Below are 16208 nucleotides of genomic sequence, written 5' to 3' on the forward strand. Positions count from 1 at the left end.
TATATGGTGTTATGGAATAATATATCAAAATACTTGACAATGTGTAAATAAATAATTTTATAGGTGAAAAGATTTTAATAAAAATATTCAAAGATATGTAGTATAATAGTCGTGGATGATATTTTGCTATATTTCCATCTGACCAAGAGTAATGATACTCCTGCTAAAGATTGAATTGAATAAATATTTCGAAATACTATAATAGTGTACTCGTTTTTCAAAGCAAGTGTTACAAGTATATTATCGTGTAACAAATCATGCGATTGAAAGGGGTGTTGCCTACTGGGAGAAGAAGATGCACTATTCAATCAATTTCAATCATTTAGAAAGGAAAAATCATGAAATTTAAAAAATTGTGGTTGTATATTTTGACACCACTCTTAGTTTTGCTTGGCTCGGTTTCTTTAATGAATCCAGTACAGGCGCAAGATTTGACAGATAAGGTCACATTGTCAAATGTTGAAATACGAAATTCGGGGTCTGGTACAGCTGACGAAACTTTTTGGCATTCTAAGGGACAAAAAGAGGTACGAGCTCTCTATTATGGGGAGTACAGTTTTCCCAATTTAGGAGCAGGAGAGATAAAGAATGGTGATTATTTCACCGTAAAAGCTCCAGATGGTCTAGATTTAGTTGACGCTACATTTGAATTAAAGGATAGTGTAAGTGGAGAGGTACTAGGACAAGTTACAGCAAGTAGTGCTACGAAGACAATAACCTTTACATTTAATGAAAAAGCTGAAGATAAGCAAGATATTAGAGGGACATTTAATGCTACTTCAATACTAAAAACAACTGGAGAAGTGAATAAAGTCACGTATCGTTTACCTGGGGGTAAAGAACAAACAATAACCTTTAAACCATCTGGTAGTGATAGCCAAGATGTCCCAGTTGAAGGCGAAATTGGTTATAAGGGTGGATGGACAAATTCTGATACGGACCATCTAGCCTGGTGGATGCGAATCAATCGTGCTGGCGAAGATTTAACTGGAAAAGTTGTCAAGATAAATGATAGCATTGACACCAGTAAGGGGTCATTAGCAACTTATCTTGTGGATAGTTTTAAGTTTTTTGAAGCAGAATATAAAACAAAAGACACTAGCAACGCAGATGTTGTTTCCTCTGGTCATCAATATAAGGTTACGACAGATCCAGCGGTTTATCAAGCAAATCCGGATGATACAGCACTATTAACCCTCAAAAATGGTGGTACTTCATTTGAACTTTTATTGCCAACCAATACAGGGACCAAAACTTTACGTTTAGAGTATAGTACGACTACTCCTGCAGATGGAACGGAAGTTGTTAACAGTGCAGGGATAACTTATGATGGTGTCCCTCAGAAAAGTTGGAAATCTTGGGATGGAAAAGACACTGGTAGCACAACTATGAAATCAGGTGTCAAATCCGTTAAAGGAGCTGGTGCAACTGTTACAGCGGATCTTGCTGGTAAAATTAAAATCACCAAGTATGATGAAGCGGATGCTACTGTGAAGTTAAGTGGCGTTGTCTTTGAAATTCTTAAGAAGAGTGATAGAACGAAAGTTGCTGAAATTACGACAGATGAACATGGCGTTGCCCTTTCTCCAGTTCTCTCAGAAGGTCAATACATTGTAAAAGAAAAAGCACCTAAGTCAGGTTATATTGCAAATAGTCAAGAGTTTGAAGTAGAGATGAAAAAAGAGGGTGTTCCTCTAAACATCTCCAACAAACGCGAGACAGTTGACTTTGAAGCTACTAAGACTTGGGTAGGTGGAAAAGCCTCAGATTATAAGAAAGTTAAGCTCGGTTTGTATGTCCATAAAGAAGGACAGACTATTGAGGACTCTAAACCTGTTTCTGGTAGCTATACTCCAGAAGTGACAGAATCCAATGGTGTTTATACTTACAAATGGGCGAAACAACTTCCTAAGTATGATGTTGATGGAACAAAATTAATCTACTCTGTTCGTGAGCTTCAAGATACTACTGAACTTCCTTTGAAAGAAGGAGAGAAAGTCGCATCTAACGATCATAACTACATCGTCTCTTACAATGCAGACAAGACACAAGTAACCAATACTTATGAGGTTCCAAAAACAAAAGTAACTGCGAATAAAGTCTGGACTGGTGGAACAGATAGTGTTCGTCCAAGTCTCTTCTTTAAATTGTATCGTACTCTAGAAGGTGGTACTGAAGAAGCAGTTACAGATGCTGACCAAAAAGAAGTACCTAAGACAGACGGTGCTGTAGAATGGTCAGATCTTCCTGCGACCGATCAAAATGGTGTGACATATACCTACAGTGTTAAAGAGGTTGATAAAGATGGAAATCCAGTTACTACAGTTGATGGCTATACCTCAGAACAAACAGCAGGATTGACTGTTACCAATAAGTATGCAGTAAAACCAACTTCAGCCTCTCTTGAAGTGACTAAGAAGTTGACAGGCCGTGAGTTGAAAGCTGATGAATTTGAGTTCACTTTGACAGACCAGGCTGGTAATGTTGAAACAGCGAAGAATGATGCCAACGGAAAAGTTAAGTTTAAAGAGTTGACCTTCGATGAAGCAGGCACTTATACTTATAAGATCGCTGAAAAAGCTGGAACTGCTACAGGCATCACGTACGACTCGAAAACAATCACAGCTACAGTTACTGTAGCGGACAATGGTAAAGGTGCCCTTGAAGCAACTGTTACTTACGACGATGAAAAAGCATTCGAGAACACTTACACTCCAGCCGGGGCTACAAGTGTAACTCTTGGAGCTAAGAAAGTTCTTGAAGGTAAAACACTTGAAGCAGGCAAATACAGCTTCGAATTGAAGAAAGAAGACGGTAGTGTTGTCGAAACAGTGACAAACGCTGCCGACGGAACTGTGACCTTCTCACCAATCTCATATGATGAGAGCCAAGTGGGAACTCACCAGTACACTATCTCAGAAGTTGCTGGAACTGAAGCAGGAATCACTTATGATAAGACAGTTCAAGAAGTTGAAGTAACGGTTGAAAAAGTAAGTGCGACTGAATTGAAAGCAACGGCTTCAAAAGAAGCAAAAGACCTAGTCTTCACAAACAAATACACTCCAGCGAAAACTGAAGTTCCTGTGAAAAAAGAATGGGATGATAAGGACAACCAAGATGGTAAACGTCCATCTTCTGTCACAGTTAAATTGCTTGCAGATGGTCAAGATACTGGTAAAACACTTGAATTGACTGAAGCAAATGGTTGGGCTGGAAGCTTCAAAGACCTTGATGCTGATAAAGGTGGCACACCTATTAAGTACACTGTAGTAGAAGTAACTGTTGATGGTTACACTCCTAAGGTTACAGGTGACGCTGCATCAGGATTCACTATCACAAATAGTTATTCTCCAGAAACAGTTGTTGTAAAAGCAACTAAGAACTGGGATGACGCGAATAACCAAGACGGCAAACGTCCAACTAAGATTACAATCAATCTTTTAGCAGACGGTCAGAAAGTTGATTCGAAAGAAGTTCAAGCAGCCGCAGACGGAACTTGGACTGTCGAATTCACGAAATTAGCAAAATATAAAGCTGGTAAAGAAATCAAATACACTGTAACAGAAGAAGCCGTAGCAGAATACGAATCAACTATTACAGACTTTACCATCACAAACAAATATGCTCCAAAAGCAATCGACTACAAGGTAACAAAAGTATGGAACGACGCGAACAACCAAGACGGCAAACGTCCTGAGTCCGTAACGGTTCAACTTTATAAAAAAGTAGGAGATGCAGATTCAGTAGCTGTTGAAGGTAAGAAATTGACCTTGACAGCTAAGGATAAGACAGACGCTAACACTTGGGTAGCATCCTTCACCAATCTTCCACAATACGAAGCTGGTAAAGAAATCACTTACTCTATCAAGGAAGTAGACGTACCAGCTGGTTATGAAGCCTCTGTGACTGGTCAGGTCGTGACAAACACTCACACACCAGAAACAGTCGTTCTTTCAGGAACTAAGGTTTGGAAAGATAACAACAACCAAGACGGCAAACGTGCAGATAAAGTGAAAGTTCAAATTCTTAACGGCGACAAAGTTGTTCAAGAAATTGAAGTTTCAGAAGCAACTGGTTGGAAGTTCGAATCAAAAGCACTTCCTAAGTATGAAAATGGTCAAGAAATCAAGTACACTGTCAAAGAAGTAGCTGTGAAAGAATATACCTCAACAGTTACTACGGACAAAGATGGTAAGTACACAGTTACCAATACACATGCTCCAGAGAAAACATCTGTAAAAGGTCATAAGATATGGAAAGATGAAGAGAACAAAGACGGTATCCGTCCAGCATCTATCACAGTGAAACTTCTTGCCGATGGTCAAGACACTGGTAAGACTGCGGTAGCCTCAGAAGCAACTGGTTGGACTTATGAGTTCACAGACCTTGATCGTTATAAAGACGGCCAAGCAATCGAATACTCTGTAGTAGAAGTTCCAGTTGAAGGTTATTCATCTAAAGTAGAAGGCTTCAATATCACAAATACACACACTCCTGAAAAACCAACACCAGGTAAACCAAATGAACCAGGAAAACCAGGTCCAAAACCTCAACTTCCTAACACTGGTGAAAAAGCATCTAACGCAGCAGTAGTTGCAGGACTTGCTTTGATGGCAGTGACTGGTGGATTGTACTTTGTAAGCCGTAAAAATAAATAATCTCTAAAAGAGAGTTAATTTTCAGTTAGTTCTTAGAAAGTAATTGGAAAGGAAATAGTCCAGAACAATTGTTCTGGACTATTCTTTTATCTTGAAAAATATGGAAGGCTTTTCAATCTTTCGAGTAGGGGACGACCAATGAAACTAATGGCAATGATCTTACCAAGGTCAGGGAGGATAAAAGGAAGGACACCAACAGCTAGTGCTTTGTCAAGGGGCATCCCAGCAAGGAAGTGGAGGCTGAGAATACCTCCGACAAAGACGAGGGAGTCACCCAAGAGGTTGGCTAGGAAAATGCGAATATAGCCACTATTTTGATGGATGAGATAAGATGTAAGTCCAGCATAGACAAGGTCGAACCAAAGATAGCCTGCACTTGGACCGACTAAAACGTGAAATCCAGCTCCTCCCCCCGCAAAAACAGGTAAACCAATGGCACCCAGCAGGAGATAGAGAGCTACAGATAGAACAGCTTCTCTGGGTCTAAAAATAGTAGCAATCAGACCGATCGCAAAGTTTTGCAGAGTGAAGGGGACAGGACCGATAGGGAGACTGATTTGTGCCAAAACGGCGATGAGAGCCGCACCGATAGCAGGGAGAGCATAGATATGAGCTTTTTTCAAAACTGTTAACCTCTTTTCAAATTATAGTAACTATTATACTAATTCAGAAGAAAAAGTCAACCTATTTTTTATAACGAGGTAACAATTTTGTAACATCCGATTTTGCAAGTGAAAAGAGACCTCAAGAGGTCTCTTTCGATAATTAGCGCATGGTCACAAATTCTTCTGAGGCAGTTGGGTGGATAGCTACTGTAGCATCAAAGTCCGCCTTGGTTGCTCCCATCTTGATAGCAACAGCGAATCCTTGAATCATCTCATCCACTCCGTAACCAAGTCCGTGTAGGCCAACAACTTTTTCGTCTGCACCGGCAGTGATGAGTTTGAAGCGAGATTCTTGACGATGGCTTGTAACGGCAGAGTACATAGATACAAAGCTTGACTTGTAGACTTTGATGTTATCTTGGCCGTATTCTTTGATAGCTTGATCCTCGGTCAAACCGACGGTTCCGATAGCAGGATGGGAGAAGACAACAGTAGGGATAGTCGTGTAGTCCATCTTGGCATTTGTTTTTCCATTAAAGAGACGTTCAGATAGGGTACGTCCTGCCTTGATGGCTACGGGGGTAAGTTCTTTCTCACCAGTAACATCTCCAAGAGCATAGATGCCATCTACAACTGTATTTTGGTATTCATCCACTTGGATAAATCCACGTTCGTTGAGTGTAACTCCAACCTTTTCTAACTCAAGTCTGTCTACATTTGGACGGCGTCCAGTAGCCCAGATAACTTGGCTGGCAGTGTGACTAGAACCGTCTTCGAAATGAATGGTAATCCCTTGCTCCGTTTTTTCGAGCTTGACGGGTACCTTATGTGTGTGCAAAGGTAGACCTGTTTTTTCCATTTCGTTGACGAGACCTTCCACGATGAAGCTGTCAAAACCACGCAAGGGACGATCGCGGCGGACAAACAAATCCGTTTTTACTCCAAGTGCATGGAGAACACCTGCTAATTCAATGGCGATATAGCCAGCACCAAGAATCGCAACGGAGTCAGGAAGTTGCTCCCAAGCAAAGACATCGTCAGAGCTACCACCAAGTTCAGCTCCAGGAATAGTTGGGATGCTTGGACGAGCTCCAGTAGCGATCACGATATGCTTGGCACGAATCAATTCGCCATTAACGCTGACGGTGTGGGCATCAACAAAATGAGCACGACCTTCAATCAAATCAACACCATTGCGTTTGAAACTTCCATCATAAGATGAGCGAGCACGGTCGATGTAGGCTTCACGGTTTTGACGAAGTTTAGCAAAATCAAATTGAACATCTGAACTTGTAAAACCATAGTCAGGGCCGTAGTGGTGGAAGCTTTCAGCGATTTGCGCTCCATACCACATGATTTTTTTAGGAACACAGCCAACGTTGACACAAGTTCCACCTAATTTTTTCTCTTCAATAACAGCTGCTTTAGCACCGTGTTCGCCAGCTCGGTTCATAGTGGCAATGCCGCCGCTTCCTCCACCGATGGCGATGATATCATATTCTCTCATTGAAAACTCCTTATAGCTTTGATAGTCATATTCTATCGTTTTTACTATTTGAATGCAAAAATCTGCTACGGTAAAAAAATTATAAAAACGCTTGCCAAATTCAAAAAGATATTGTATTCTATATCTAGAACAATAACCCAATAAACGAATACCGAACGAAATAATGATCCTGAATTGTCATTGTTTCCATCTGAACTGTCATTGTTTGGACTTGGTGTTTCTGATATAATGGTTTTTGTAAGGCAAAAGAATAAAGGAGTTTAAATATGAAAAGAAATAAGAAGGCGAAAAAATGGCAATTATACACAGCGATTGGTGTTGCCAGTGCTATTGTTATCGGTGCTGCAGGGATTCTGATTTTTAGACAACCATCCCAGTCAGCAGTCAAGGAGGAAACCTCTCATATCGTTACTGCTAAGGAAGGTTCGGTTGCTTCATCGGTTCTCTTGTCAGGTACGGTTACAGCAAAAAATGAACAATACGTTTATTTTGATGCTAGTAAGGGAGATTTAGATGAAATTCTCGTTTCGGTTGGGGACAAGGTCGAAGAAGGGCAAGCTTTGGTCAAATACAGCAGTGCAGATGCTCAAGCTGCCTACGATGCAGCTGATCGTGCAGTTGCAAAAGCAGACCGTCATATCGAGGAGTTAAACAAAGCTCGTGAAAATGCAGCAGCTGCGCCGGCTTCCCCACAAGTTCCAACAGAAGCTGGACTTCCAGAACAAGCGCAAGCAGCGACTTCTTCAGTATCCTCTATCGACTCTCAAATCAGTGATGCCAAGGATAACCGTGCAGATGCTGTAGCTCAGCTCAACAAGGCTCAAGCTCAGCTAGATGCTGCAACTGTCCTCAGTACATTAGAAGGGACTGTAGTTGAAGTTAATCGTAATGTTTCCAAATCGCCAACAGGTAATAGCCAAGTGGTGGTTCATGTCGTAAGTAATGAAAACTTGCAGGTCAAAGGGGAGTTGTCTGAATACAACCTTGCTAACCTCTCTGTAGGGCAAGAAGTTACCTTTACTTCGAAGGTTTACCAAGATAAGAGCTGGACAGGAAAAATCAGCTATATTTCTGATTATCCTAAAAACAATGGAGAAGCAGCAAATGCAGCCCTTGGAGGAAATACTGGATCTAAGTACCCTTATACTGTTGATGTGACTAGCGATATCGGTGAGTTGAAACAAGGCTTCTCTGTCAGTGTGGAAGTCAAAAACAAGAGTAAGGCCATCCTTGTTCCTTTGACAAGTGTTGTTACCGAAAATGACAAAAACTATGTCTGGCTCGTTGACGACCAGAAAAAAGCCAAGAAAGTGGAAGTTACTTTGGGGAATGCGGATGCAGACAACCAAGAAATTACTTCAGGTTTGACAGACGGTGCCAAGGTCATCAGTAATCCAACATCTTCCTTGGAAGAAGGAAAAGAGGTGAAGGCTGATGAAGAAACTAATTAGTCTCAAAAATATCTGTAGGAGTTATCGAAATGGTGACCAAGAACTGCAGGTCCTAAAAAATATTAACTTAGAAGTTCAAGAAGGTGAGTTTGTCGCCATTATGGGACCGTCTGGTTCTGGTAAGTCTACCTTGATGAATACCATCGGAATGTTGGATACACCAACCAGTGGAGAGTACTACCTTGAAGGGCAAGAAGTTGCAGGTCTTGGAGAGAAACAGCTTGCCAAGGTCCGCAACCAGCAAATCGGCTTTGTCTTTCAGCAGTTCTTTCTCTTGTCCAAACTCAATGCACTTCAAAACGTCGAGTTGCCCTTGATTTACGCTGGTGTTTCGGCTTCCAAACGTCGGAAATTGGCGGAGGAATTTTTGGAAAAAGTTGAGCTGACGGAGCGCAGTCATCATTTGCCTTCTGAGTTATCAGGTGGTCAAAAGCAACGTGTAGCGATTGCACGTGCCTTGGTAAATAATCCCTCTATCATCCTAGCTGACGAACCGACAGGAGCTTTGGATACCAAGACGGGAAACCAAATCATGCAGTTGTTGGTGGAGTTAAACAAGGAAGGGAAAACCATTATCATGGTCACGCATGAACCTGAGATTGCTGCCTATGCCAAACGCCAAATTGTCATTCGTGATGGTGTCATCTCGTCTGACAGTGCTCAGGTAGAAAAGGAGGAAAACTAGATGCAGAATCTGAAATTTGCCTTTTCATCCATCATGGCACACAAGATGCGTTCCTTCCTGACTATGATTGGGATTATCATCGGAGTTTCGTCTGTCGTTGTCATCATGGCTCTGGGAGACTCCATGTCTCGTCAGGTCAATAAAAACATGACCAAATCACAGAAGGATATCCATGTCTTTTTCTCACCTATCAAGAGCAAGGATGGCTCCTTTACGCAGAAACAATCCGCTTTGACAGTCAGTGGGAAAGAAGAGGATGTTCATGTTGAACCACCAAAACCACTAGAATCCTGGGTCAAGGAAGCTGCCAAACTCAAAGGAGTAGACAGTTACTATGTCACCAACTCGACCAACGTTACCTTATCTTATAAGGATAAGAAGGTTGAACGAGCGACTCTGACAGGCGGAAATAGCACCTACATGAACGCAGTTGAAAATGAAATCGTTGCGGGTAGAAGTCTGAGACCGCAAGACTATAAGGAATTTGCTAGTGTGATTTTGTTGGATGAAGAACTAGCCAAAAGTTTGTTTGATAGTCCAGAAGCTGCGGTTAATCAAATCATCTCTGTTAATGAATTTAGTTACCGTGTGATTGGCGTTTATACTAGCAATGAAGCTAAAACTGCTAAAGCCTTTGGGATTGGTGGTCTTCCAATTACGACCAATATCTCTCTCGCAGCCAATTTTAATACTGATGAAATCTCGAACATCGTCTTTCGTGTCAATGATACTAGTCTAACGCAGACCTTGGGTCCGGAGTTGGCTCGAAAACTGACTGAGATTGCAGGTCTTCAACAAGGAGAGTACCAAGTTGCGGACGCAACTGCTGCCTTCCAAGAAGTGCAACAACTCTTTGGTTTTATGACCACCATTATCAGTGCCATCGCAGGAATCTCTCTCTTTGTCGGGGGAACTGGTGTTATGAATATCATGCTGGTTTCGGTGACAGAACGCACGCGTGAGATTGGTCTGCGGAAAGCTCTCGGAGCTACACGGGCTAATATCTTAGTTCAGTTTTTGATTGAGTCTATGATCTTGACCCTGCTTGGTGGAGTCATCGGTCTTGGGATTGCTGCTGGAATGACTATGTTAGCTGGAGTATTGCTTCAAAACATGATTGCAGGTATCGAAGTTGGGGTTTCCCTCCCAATCGCTCTCTTTAGCTTGGCTGTGTCAGCAAGTGTCGGTATGATATTTGGAGTCTTACCAGCCAATAAAGCCTCTAAGCTTGATCCGATTGAAGCCCTTCGTTATGAATAAGATATAGAACAGAAAAAACAAGATGGACACTTGTCTATCTTGTTTTTATATGGATTTTCCTATCGAAAATCACTAAAAATATGATATAATGAAGTGTTAGAAAAACAGGTTTCATTTGCCTGGAAAGGAAAAATTATGTCTGAAAAGAATTTTTATATTACAACACCGATTTACTATCCATCTGGTAAACTTCATATCGGTTCTGCCTACACAACCATCGCTTGTGATGTCCTAGCTCGCTACAAACGCCTCATGGGCTACGATGTCTTTTATCTGACAGGTCTTGACGAGCATGGTCAGAAAATCCAGCAAAAAGCGGAAGAAGCTGGCATCACACCTCAAGCCTATGTTGATGGGATGGCAGTTGGTGTCAAAGAACTCTGGCAATTACTTGATATCTCATATGATAAATTTATCCGTACGACGGATGACTACCATGAAAAAGTAGTGGCGCAAGTCTTTGAACGTTTACTTGCTCAAGATGACATCTACCTAGGTGAATATTCTGGTTGGTATTCAGTTTCAGATGAAGAATTCTTTACAGAAAGTCAGCTTGCGGAAGTTTTCCGTGATGAAGCTGGAAATGTAACGGGTGGTATCGCTCCATCAGGTCACGAAGTAGAATGGGTTTCAGAAGAGTCTTACTTCCTTCGCCTCAGCAAATACCAAGACCGTTTGGTTGAATTTTTCAAATCTCACCCTGACTTCATCACTCCAGATGGTCGTCTCAATGAAATGTTGCGGAACTTCATTGAGCCAGGTTTAGAAGATTTGGCGGTTTCTCGTACAACTTTTACCTGGGGCGTGCCAGTCCCATCAAATCCAAAACACGTTGTCTATGTTTGGATTGATGCCCTTCTTAACTATGCGACTGCTCTTGGTTACGGGCAAGACGATCATGCTAACTACGACAAGTTCTGGAATGGAACGGTCTTCCACATGGTAGGGAAAGACATCCTTCGTTTCCACTCTATCTACTGGCCAATTCTTCTCATGATGTTGGATATGAAATTGCCTGACCGCTTGATTGCTCATGGTTGGTTTGTCATGAAAGACGGTAAGATGTCTAAGTCTAAAGGGAATGTCGTTTACCCTGAAATGTTAGTAGAACGTTATGGACTGGATCCACTCCGTTACTACCTCATGCGTAGCCTTCCAGTCGGTTCAGATGGAACTTTTACTCCAGAAGACTATGTAGGTCGTATCAACTATGAATTGGCCAATGACCTTGGAAACCTCCTCAACCGTACAGTTTCCATGATTAACAAGTATTTTGATGGGCAAATCCCTGCCTATGTAGAGGGTGTGACTGAATTTGATAATGCTCTTGCTCAAGTAGCAGAGCAATCTATCTCTGACTACCATACACACATGGATGCAGTTGACTACCCACGTGCTTTAGAAGCAGTCTGGACGCTTATCTCTCGCACTAACAAATACATCGATGAGACAGCTCCATGGGTCTTGGCTAAGGATGAAGCTCTTCGCGACCAATTGGCAAGTGTCATGAGCCACTTGGCAGCCAGCCTTCGTGTTGTAGCTCACATGATTGAGCCATTTATGATGAAAACTAGTCGTGCGGTCATGACTCAACTTGGCTTGGAAGAAGTGGCGAGCCTTGAAAAGTTGAGCTTGGCTGATTTCCCTGCTGGTGTGACTGTTGTTGCCAAAGGAACACCAATCTTCCCACGTTTGGATATGGAAGAAGAAATCGCCTATATCAAGGAGCAAATGGAAGGCAATAAACCAGCAGTCGAAAAAGAATGGAATCCAGATGAAGTTGAACTCAAACTCAACAAGGATGAAATCAAGTTCGAAGACTTTGACAAGGTTGAGATCCGTGTCGCAGAAGTCAAAGAAGTGTCTAAAGTGGAAGGTTCTGATAAATTGCTCCAATTCCGCCTCGATGCTGGTGATGGCGAAGATCGTCAAATCCTCTCAGGAATTGCTAAATACTATCCAAATGAGCAAGAATTGGTCGGCAAGAAGGTCCAAATCGTTGCCAACCTCAAACCTCGCAAGATGATGAAAAAATACGTCAGCCAAGGAATGATCCTCTCAGCTGAACATGATGGCAAATTAACCCTTCTCACAGTTGATCCAGCTGTACCAAACGGAAGTGTGATTGGGTAAAAGCAAAAAATCAACGTTATACACGTTGGTTTTTCTTGTTGTTTGCGATCTTTTCTAAGAAGTGGTCCATCTCCTTTTGCGACCGGAGGACAATTACTTTCTCTGGATAGGTTTCTTGAACCCGTTGATAGCGTTCTTTAGCAGGTTTTGTACGTCCATCCCAGAGAATCCATCGGATAAACTCCCAGTCAAAGCGTTCAGGGCAACCTGCAGCCATGCTTTCTCTGACCTTGCCTCGATATGTGAGATACCGTTTAAAGGCTCGAAAGAGACAAGTCCATGGGGAAAAATTGAGAAAGATGATTTGGTCAGCTTCCTGCATTCTTTCTTCGTAATAGCACCAAGAATAATTCCCATCAATGACCCAAGCTTCGTGCTTTGTGAGGAAGTTTTTCATCTCAGCTTTCATCCAATCACGGTCACTGTCTTGCCAACCAGGTTGAAACTGAAGTGTATCCATATGCAGTTTGGAGATAGAGTAGTAGTTTGATAATTTTTCAGCTAGAGTTGACTTGCCGGCTCCAGAATATCCGATGATTGCTATTTTCATTTTCTACCTTTTCTGATTAGTGGACAAAAAAACAGCCTCTATGGACTGTTTCTTATTTAGCAAGTTTAGCTGAAAGACGAGCTTTATCGCGGCTTGCTTTGTTTTTATGAATCAAACCTTTAGTTTCTGCTTTGTCGATAGCTGAGCTAGCAGCACGGAAAAGTTCTTCAGAAGGGTTTGCTTCGAAAGCTTTGATAGCAGTACGCATAGCTGATTTTTGAGCTGAGTTTTTTTCGTTTTGTTTAACGTTCAATTCAGCGCGTTTGATAGCTGATTTAATGTTTGCCAATGTTCTTACCTCCATATTTACTAACTATACCATTATATATGAAAACTTAGGTTTTGACAAGGGGAAATTATTTTTTTAGGTAAATTTCATCGATTTCATGGTTTTTAGTCTTGTGGAGAATGACCTCAGCGCGATTCCTTGTCGGTTCGATATAGTTTTGTAGATTTGTGAGATTGATACTGGTCCAAACCTGGTGTGCAAAGGCTTCAACTTCTCCAATTGGCATTTGCGTAAAACGGTGGTAGTAGCTGTTGGGATCATTTTGGGCAAAGCTGAGCAGTTTTAAGAAACGATCTAGATACCAACTTTCAATGTCCTCGACCGCAGCATCCACATAGATGGAGAAATCAAAGAAATCAGTGATGTAAAGGCGCTCATTTTGAGGGTTTTGAAAGACATTAATCCCCTCGACAATGACAAAGTCCGCAGCTTTGACACATTGCTTCTCTCCAGGAACGATGTCATACACTTCGTGAGAGTAGACAGGAATATCGACATCTTGTCCATTCTTTAGACGATCAAGAAAATTCAGCAAGGCTTCCATATCATAACTTTCAGGAAAACCTTTGCGATTTAAGATATCTTGGTCCATCAAGGTTTGATTGGGATAGAGAAAACCGTCAGTTGTCACCAATTCTACAGTAGCATCTGGGAGAGTACGTGATAGAAGAATCTGAAGTAAGCGACTAGTGGTTGATTTCCCCACAGCAACACTACCAGAAACCCCAATGATAAAAGGCTGCGATTTACTTTCACGTTGGAGAAAAATTCCTTTTGAAAATGCCAAATCATCCATAGTGCGCTTGTAAATATGGATAAGATGGACAAGGGGAAGATAGACGTCCGTTACGTCCTGCAAACTAATCTGGTCATTGAAACTCTTGATGGATTCTAACTCTTCCTCTGTCAAGGGAGGGGTTGTTTTGCGATGCAATGATTGCCAAGTCTGGCGGCTGATTTTTTCAAAATGTAAAAATTCGTTGGTCATAATGTTTCCTCGTTTGATACCTTAGTATATCATATTTCACTTATAAAGACAGAAACGAATTGAATCGAATTATGATATATAGTTTTTAAAAGAAATGAAAATCATTGAAAAACTTTGGTTGTTATCATAACAGATGTAGTCTCTGTCTTGAAATTTAGCTTTGTAAACGGTTTAATATTTCACTAAAATATGGTAAAATAGTTTTATGAGTAAAATGTATTATGCAGAAAATCCTGACGCTGCTCACGATATTCATGAGTTGAGAGTGGAGTTGTTGGGAGAAAACATGACCTTTTTGACGGATGCGGGTGTTTTTAGCAAGAAAATGGTTGACTTTGGGAGTCAGCTCTTGCTCAAGTGTCTAGAGGTTAACAAAGGAGAGACGGTCCTTGATGTGGGTTGTGGTTATGGGCCATTGGGCTTGTCATTGGTCAAGGCTTATGGAGTTCAGGCAACCATGGTCGATATCAATAATCGTGCCTTGGACCTAGCGCGACAAAATGCTGAACGTAATAAAGTAGAAGCAACGATTTTCCAATCCAATATCTATGAACAAGTTGAAGGGAAGTTTGACCATGTTATTTCCAATCCGCCGATTCGAGCGGGCAAACAGGTTGTTCATGAGATTATCGAAAAGAGCAGAGATTTCTTGAAAGACAGAGGAGAATTAACCATCGTCATTCAGAAAAAACAAGGAGCTCCAAGTGCTAAAAGTAAGATGGAAGACGTTTTTGGAAATTGTGAAATCGTAAAGAAAGATAAGGGATACTATATCCTTAGAAGTGTGAAAGAATGAGAGCAGTTGATTTAATCCAAAAGAAACGAGATGGTCAAGAACTGACTTCAAATGAAATCAAGTGGCTGGTAGAAGGCTATGTGGCTGGAACTGTTCCAGACTATCAGATGTCTGCTTTTGCTATGGCTGTTTATTTTAAAGGAATGACCACACGTGAGATTTCTGATCTGACGATGAATATGGTCAAGACAGGTCAGGAGTTTGATTTGTCAGCTATTGAGGGGGTTAAAGTTGACAAGCATTCGACTGGTGGTGTAGGTGATAAGGTGACCTTAATCTTGGCTCCCCTTGTTGCGAGTTTCGGTGTACCCGTTGCTAAAATGAGTGGTCGTGGTCTCGGCCATACTGGTGGGACAATTGATAAATTGGAGTCCATTAAGGGCTATCAAGTCGAGCGAAGTCAAGAAGATTTCATTCGTCAGGTACAGGACATTGGTGTATCTGTCATTGGGCAGTCCGATCAGCTGGTTAAAGCAGACAAACTTCTCTATGCACTACGAGATGTGACAGCAACTGTCGATACGATTCCTTTGATTGCTAGTTCGGTGATGAGCAAGAAAATCGCTGCAGGAGCGGATGCCATTTTGCTAGACGTAACGGTCGGTGAGGGTGCTTTCATGAAGACGGTTGATGAGGCTCGTGAATTGGCTCAAACCATGGTGGATCTTGGTAAGGCTGTTGGTCGAAAGACGGTAGCAGTCATTACCGATATGAGCCAACCCTTGGGAAAAGCTATTGGCAATCGTCTGGAAATCCTTGAGGCAATCGAGATTCTCCAAGGAAAAGGCCGAGAAGATATTAGTCACTTTATCTGCGAGCTAGCTCAGATTATGCTTGGCTTGGCTGATGTTGAAAAAACGATCGAGGAAATCCGTCAACATCTTGAGAATGGCCAAGCACTGGCTAAGTTTGAAGAAATGGTAGCAGCTCAAGGCGGTGATTTAAAAGATCTCTATCGCCCAGTCAAGGTTGCTTATGTGGTGGAAATTCCAGCTCAAGATACAGGTGTTATTTCAGCTCTTCCTGCAATGGAATTTGGGCTCTATGCTATGAGATTGGGAGCTGGTCGTGCAGTCAAGTCTGATGATTTAGACTATGAAACTGGAATCGTTTTTGAGAAGAAGGTCGGTGACTCCGTTCAAAAGGGTGAAATTGTTGCAAAAGTTTATACAAATGGAAAAATTTCTTCTGAACTAGTTACAGAATTTCAAAAATATGTTAAAATAAATGATGGAGTGCAAAGTTTACGAGAAATTATAGAAATTATCTCATAAAACCATGGAGAA

Annotated in this window: 12 protein-coding genes; 7 read left to right on the forward strand and 5 right to left on the reverse strand. The window is 41.6% G+C overall.

Annotation, left to right across the window (positions count from 1 at the left end; genetic code table 11):
- The first annotated feature begins 338 nt into the window (after positions 1-338).
- Positions 339-4658, forward strand: coding sequence for a Cna B-type domain-containing protein (locus I6H78_RS09160; protein WP_198459493.1), 4320 nt, complete (start codon positions 339-341; stop codon positions 4656-4658).
- A gap of 86 nt (positions 4659-4744) precedes the next feature.
- On the opposite strand, the gene I6H78_RS09165 is transcribed toward I6H78_RS09160, so the two are convergent.
- Positions 4745-5281, reverse strand: a complete 537-nt coding sequence (locus I6H78_RS09165) for a biotin transporter BioY (protein ID WP_198459494.1) — start codon at positions 5279-5281, stop codon at positions 4745-4747.
- Between the two features lie 142 nt (positions 5282-5423).
- Positions 5424-6770, reverse strand: coding sequence for a glutathione-disulfide reductase (gor, locus tag I6H78_RS09170; RefSeq protein ID WP_198459495.1), 1347 nt, complete (start codon positions 6768-6770; stop codon positions 5424-5426).
- 266 nt (positions 6771-7036) lie between these two features.
- On the opposite strand from gor, the gene I6H78_RS09175 reads away from it, so the two are divergent.
- The 4 genes from I6H78_RS09175 to metG all read left to right on the forward strand — a co-directional run bounded on the left by I6H78_RS09175 (position 7037) and on the right by metG (position 12299).
- The gene (locus I6H78_RS09175; RefSeq protein WP_198459496.1) at positions 7037-8221 is read left to right on the forward strand and encodes an efflux RND transporter periplasmic adaptor subunit; all 1185 of its coding nucleotides are present in this window, start codon (positions 7037-7039) and stop codon (positions 8219-8221) included.
- The gene (locus I6H78_RS09180) at positions 8205-8906 is read left to right on the forward strand and encodes an ABC transporter ATP-binding protein (protein WP_000733797.1); all 702 of its coding nucleotides are present in this window, start codon (positions 8205-8207) and stop codon (positions 8904-8906) included. Before I6H78_RS09175 ends, I6H78_RS09180 begins: the two co-directional genes overlap by 17 nt.
- The gene (locus tag I6H78_RS09185; protein WP_001180392.1) at positions 8907-10166 is read left to right on the forward strand and encodes an ABC transporter permease; all 1260 of its coding nucleotides are present in this window, start codon (positions 8907-8909) and stop codon (positions 10164-10166) included. It abuts the gene before it with no gap.
- A gap of 135 nt (positions 10167-10301) precedes the next feature.
- Entirely contained in the window at positions 10302-12299 is a 1998-nt protein-coding gene (gene metG / locus I6H78_RS09190; RefSeq protein WP_198459497.1) for a methionine--tRNA ligase, read from the forward strand.
- A 16-nt stretch (positions 12300-12315) separates the two neighbouring features.
- Here metG and I6H78_RS09195 read toward each other — a convergent pair whose 3' ends face one another.
- The 3 genes from I6H78_RS09195 to coaA form a co-directional block, all read right to left on the reverse strand.
- Positions 12316-12849, reverse strand: coding sequence for a DNA topology modulation protein (locus tag I6H78_RS09195; protein WP_198459498.1), 534 nt, complete (start codon positions 12847-12849; stop codon positions 12316-12318).
- Between the two features lie 52 nt (positions 12850-12901).
- Positions 12902-13138: a 30S ribosomal protein S20 gene (gene rpsT / locus I6H78_RS09200; protein WP_001274000.1), complete on the reverse strand. Its 237-nt coding sequence runs from the start codon at positions 13136-13138 to the stop codon at positions 12902-12904.
- Positions 13139-13205: 67 nt separating this feature from the next.
- Positions 13206-14126: a type I pantothenate kinase gene (gene coaA / locus I6H78_RS09205; protein ID WP_198459499.1), complete on the reverse strand. Its 921-nt coding sequence runs from the start codon at positions 14124-14126 to the stop codon at positions 13206-13208.
- A 205-nt stretch (positions 14127-14331) separates the two neighbouring features.
- On the opposite strand from coaA, the gene I6H78_RS09210 reads away from it, so the two are divergent.
- Both I6H78_RS09210 and I6H78_RS09215 read left to right on the forward strand, forming a co-directional pair.
- The gene (locus tag I6H78_RS09210; RefSeq protein WP_198459500.1) at positions 14332-14922 is read left to right on the forward strand and encodes a class I SAM-dependent methyltransferase; all 591 of its coding nucleotides are present in this window, start codon (positions 14332-14334) and stop codon (positions 14920-14922) included.
- Complete coding sequence (locus I6H78_RS09215) at positions 14919-16196, forward strand: pyrimidine-nucleoside phosphorylase (protein WP_198459501.1); 1278 nt, start codon at positions 14919-14921, stop codon at positions 16194-16196. Before I6H78_RS09210 ends, I6H78_RS09215 begins: the two co-directional genes overlap by 4 nt.
- Positions 16197-16208: the final 12 nt, after the last annotated feature.

It is taken from the genome of Streptococcus oralis (assembly GCF_016127915.1).
In the GTDB taxonomy this organism is placed as follows: domain Bacteria; phylum Bacillota; class Bacilli; order Lactobacillales; family Streptococcaceae; genus Streptococcus; species Streptococcus oralis_BO.